We start from the raw sequence: 4,673 nt of genomic DNA on the forward strand, positions 1-4,673 counted from the left end.
GAATGGCAGCCCGTCTACGTGGATATTTCTTTCAGGGGTTGGGCGATTTGCGATGCGCCAGATATCAACGGCGTTCTCGAATCGAACCGGCAACTGGCCAAGCAATTGATCGAAAAGTCACACTATTTGATCTACGTGACGATGTCCGAGCGCCGGGCAGACTTTGATATCCTCAAGGAGATTCGCAACTATGCCATCAACAAGCGCTGGCTGTTTGTTCTCAACAAGGTGGACGAAATAACCCATCTGTCGGCGGTGCGGGAAGACTTTTGCCGGCGACTTACCGAAATCGGCTTTACCCCGGATGACGACGTCGTGTTCCTGACCAGTGCTCGGGAGCCCGAGAATGGTGAGGTTGCCCGGCTGCGACGGTTTTTGACGGAGCACGATCCGCGCGAGGTGGCGTGCCTTGGCATGGTGGATGCGTTCCTTGGCCGGTTGCAGGATGCCCTGAGTGAAGACCGGTTGCGCCCCTTGCGGGAGGCCGTCAATCGCCTTCGTAATTTTCGGGAAAAGCTCGCGAACGACACTCGACAAATCTATCTGGACGGTTTACGGGATCCCGTGGCCGCCATGGCGATTCGACGGGTGATGAAGGAGGCCATCTGGCAATACGTGGTGGACAAATCGTGGGGATTTGCAGCCCTCATCGCCTGGCTCCGCTGGCGCTGGAGTCGGCTTCGGTTGGCCTACGCTTTACTGCGTTTGGGCACGAGCCGGTTTTCGCTCTTCTATTTGATCCGCACTCTTGTCACCACATCCACTGTGGTTTTCACCAATCTCCTTCCGATCTGGCAAATCACCCAGCACCTGGCCAGCCGCGGCAAGACGAGACTGGACCAGATTCGCGCGTACGTTCACGATCAGTTGAAAGAACTGGGGCTGCTCGAGTGGAGCGAAGAGAGTCGGCAGGCCTTGCCGCCACAAACGGGCGGACTGGCGGACGACAGCGCCGTCCTGCCACGCTGGCTGGCTTCCCTGAGCGGACTCTTTGATGTGGAGGATCCGTTCGGTTCGGTTGCGGCCCTGCGAGGAGAGCTCGAGCGCGCTGCTCTGGACGTGGCCCAAAAAGCGGCAGGTCCGGGGTGGGTCCAATTTATGGTCAACCTCTTGCCTCTTGCTGTGTCAATCGACTTTGTTGGACGGATGGCCTACTTCTGGTGGCAGTCGGCCCCGTACTCGAACGCCGAGCCTGTTTTCCCTTCTGGGCATTTTTACCTGCTGACGGGCGTGATGCTCGCCATCACCCTTTTACCCGGCGCAATCCTGATGGGACGCCGCGTGGCACGTTTCAGCGAATCCGTGAAGTACGACGAGATCGTTGAGCAGGTAAGTGATTTTCCTGTTCTGGAACCGCTCGCCACGGCTGAAAAGTTTTGCCGCCAGATTCTGGAGCGGTGCGAGAGCTTGCGCAACACAGCAACGAATTTCCGACAATCACTCCGACTGGGTTTTGCCACTGCCCGGCCGAACTTTCGTCGCATGACACCCTTTGGCGAAGAAAGCCTGCCCGACTCCAGTATGTCGATTCTTGAAGAGCCAGCAACCAGGCCACCTCAGCCAGCGGAAACCCGCAGCCGATGACAGATGTCCAACGGTTGCGTTCGCGTTCGGAAGCTCGCGGGGGTGACGCTCAATCCCAGCCGGGATTTCGATCGTTTCACATGTGCCAACGAACACTTGCCGAAGCGTCGGCCAGCTCGTGAGAGTCAGCGGGCAGGACCGCGTGGAGCGGGCCCCTCTCAGCACGACAAGTTTCTAACACGTATTTTTAGTATTTTCGCCCTGTGGTGGGACGAATCACCGATAGTCTTTGCCGTTGAGACTGCGGAGAACCGATTTCTGCCATTCCTCCAGGGCCGCCGCCATCTTCCGGACACGATCCGGTTGCTCGGCAGACAGGTCGTGGGATTCTTTTGGATCCTCCGCGAGGTTGTAGAGTTCCCATCGCACATCCCCCCGCTTATTGGCGATCCGGTGCAGCTTGTACGGCCAGTCGAGCCAGGCCGCATGTCCGGGGAACTCATCCTCGGGATACTGCCGGAGAATTGCCCCCTCGTTCTCTGGTGGCGGGGAAGGCGGAACCTTTCCCTCCTGTTCTTCCAACATCTGGGCAAGGATTTTTTCGCTGGGAGTAGAAATTCCGCCAACTGGATATACCCAAAATCCCAGCGGCTTTTCCCTTTTTTCGGGCTCGCGACCTTCCAGCAGCGGGCGGAGGCTGATGCCGTCCAGAGGCGGTTGATCGGGAATGTTGACGCCCACGATGTCGAGCAGCGTAGGATAAATATCGACGGTCCCACAGGGAAAATCAGACTGCCGTGGCGTCGTGATTTGGGCCGGCCATTCGATGATGCAGGGCACTCGTAATCCTCCGTCATACAGTTGCCCCTTGCGCCCTCGCAGACCACCCGTCGAACCGACATCGATGGCCCCATTGTCGCTTGTGTACCAGAAGATCGTGTTTTCCTGGATGTCCAGGTCGCGGAGGGCCTTGCGCAACATCCCCACCGCCCGATCCAGGGCCGTGATCTCCCCGTAAAAGTTTTGCAGGTTTTCCGGCTGGTCAGCGTAGAGAGCTTTGTCTTCCGGTAATGCCCGGTGCGGGCTGTGCGGGGATCCAAACCACACGACCGCCAAGAACGGCCGTCCGGCGGCTTTCGCCTCCCGCATGAATTGGATCGCTGCCTCGGCGGCGATGATGGAACCGTCCCCATGCATGCGGACGACCCGGCCCTGGTCACTCATGAGCGGATCCAGGTCATAGAAATTGGGGGTGGAAAGCCAGCGGTCGAAGCCCGACGCCCCGGGGCAGAGCTGGCTATCCGCGCGGACGGGCCCCACGTGCCATTTGCCGAAATGACCTGCGACGTAACCGGCCTTCTTGAGCGCCTCGGCAATCGTGATTTCCTGCGGTCGAATGGTGTGGCCCCAGGAAAAACACCCGTAGCGGACAGGATGCCGGCCCGTCAGCACACTTCCGCGGGTAGGTGAGCACACGGGGGCTGCCGCGTAGAAGTGTTCCAGACGCAGGCCCACCGCGGCCATCTCGTCGAGATTGGGCGTCTTGAGCACCGGATGGCCGTGATACCCCACGTCTCCCCATCCCTGATCATCCGCCATGCACAGGATGATGTTGGGCGTTTCCTTCGACATACCGAAAGCAGGCTGGGCTATCCCGGCGTGCACAAGGAGAATCCCCGCCACGGCAACGAGGATACTGAGCCAAAAGCCTCTCGGATGGTCATTCATTTTTCGTCTCGCTTGCTTTCAAAACGTCTCTTTGATTCGACCCTGCAACGACCAGGCCACCTCCCGGTAACACTCCGCGCGTACGCGCTTCGGAGGGACCTGCTTGTCAGGTCCACCGTTTAATGCTCGATAATCTATCGCGTCCCATCGGGCATGACAAGCGTGCCCTGCCGTGTTCCACGGACGCCGTCTGAAGCGTCCCTCCAACAGGCGCGAGGCCCGCGCCAGCCGCGCCCCGGCTGCATCCGAATCATAACCATTCGATCGGCTAAAGGGCCCGGTGTCCCCCAGGCCGCGCCGCTGGTAGGGGCCGTTCGTTTACTGCGTGTACAACACACTGCACACGTGGCATGTTAAGGTTTTTTCAAAAGTGCGGATGGTTTCAGAAACCGCGCGGCTTGACTTACCTCGGCCGCTGTGTTAAAGTGGCGCGGGATGAACAAAGGGGCGTGGTCGTTTTGGGGCAGTCATGTACGGCAGGACTCGAGGGGAAAGAGGGCCAGTCAGGGTGTTCAGACGCAAAACGTGGGCGATTCTCGCTGTTTGTACTGGCCTGATTGTCGGCCTTGCGGTGGTGTCGGGTGTTGGCATCTGGGACTCCCGGGAAAATTCGCACAATCCGACGTCGCGCAATCAGCGCAAACCAGCGACAGCGAAAGAACTCCGGGCGGACTCGGGCGGCCAACCTATTGAACCGTCTGCTGCGAATTCTGGTCTCTCCAACGCAGGCGAAGATTTTTCCCGTCCCACCCTGCGACCCGATCCCGAGATGTTCGGCAAACCAGAGCTGATTCCCCTCACACCGGGAGCCAATGTGGGGGACTTACGCCATCCTTCACTGCCGCTGGACCTGGACAAGACATGGCCCCAGCCATCGATGTCGGCCAGTCCAAATGGACATGGTGATCCACCGAGCGTGCCAAATTCGGCTTGGGACTCGCCGCTGGCCCCTCCCTCTGCTCCGCTCAGCCCGGCATTCAAGGAGAGCGGAACCGTAGGAAACTTGGCTCCCCCGTCTCCGTAGCGCTTTTCAGCGAGTCAATTGAGAGGTTCACCACAGTTTGACCCACTAATTATCCCTGCGCATGGCCGCAGTGTGACATAGCTGCCAGCATCTCAGGGTGCGCTCGCGGCCTCGATGACCTTTGGCGGGCCATGCCGCTTCAGGCGAAAGTCCCAAAATGGCGATTCGCTGTGTTCTTTTTCCAGGATGTTCTCTGCCTGTTTCACAAGTTCTGGATGTTGGGCTGCTAGGTCCACCTGTTCTGCAGGGTCACTCTCCAGGTTGAAAAGCATGAGTGGTCCATCTGGGTTCTTGTAGCATTGTTGCCGGACCGCTTTCCATGGCCCAAAGCGAACGGCTTGCTGCCCGCCGTAACCATAAAATTCCCACACCAGGTAGTCGTGTTTCCGCTGCTTTT

The 4,673-nt window shown here is 59.0% G+C and carries 2 protein-coding genes and 1 pseudogene; 1 reads left to right on the top strand and 2 read right to left on the bottom strand.

Annotated elements, in window-relative coordinates:
• Positions 1-1,584, top strand: a 1,584-nt coding sequence (locus tag H5U08_RS10505) for a hypothetical protein (protein WP_297032793.1), incomplete at its 5' end; no start/stop codon positions are given.
• Positions 1,585-1,800: 216 nt separating this feature from the next.
• Here H5U08_RS10505 and H5U08_RS10510 read toward each other — a convergent pair.
• Both H5U08_RS10510 and H5U08_RS10515 read right to left on the bottom strand, forming a co-directional pair.
• Positions 1,801-3,252 (bottom strand): sulfatase-like hydrolase/transferase, encoded by a 1,452-nt coding sequence (locus H5U08_RS10510; protein ID WP_297032795.1) that lies wholly within the window; start codon positions 3,250-3,252, stop codon positions 1,801-1,803.
• 1,116 nt (positions 3,253-4,368) lie between these two features.
• Positions 4,369-4,673: pseudogene (locus tag H5U08_RS10515) on the bottom strand (hypothetical protein); the annotation flags it as partial.

It is taken from the genome of Thermogutta sp., from assembly GCF_014359955.1.
Taxonomy (GTDB): Bacteria; Planctomycetota; Planctomycetia; order Pirellulales; family Thermoguttaceae; genus Thermogutta.

Bases quoted from the DNA above. Each gene is read 5' to 3' on its own strand.
- H5U08_RS10510 (WP_297032795.1), bottom strand. From the start codon at position 3,252: ATGAATGACCATCCGAGAGGCTTTTGGCTCAGTATCCTCGTTGCCGTG.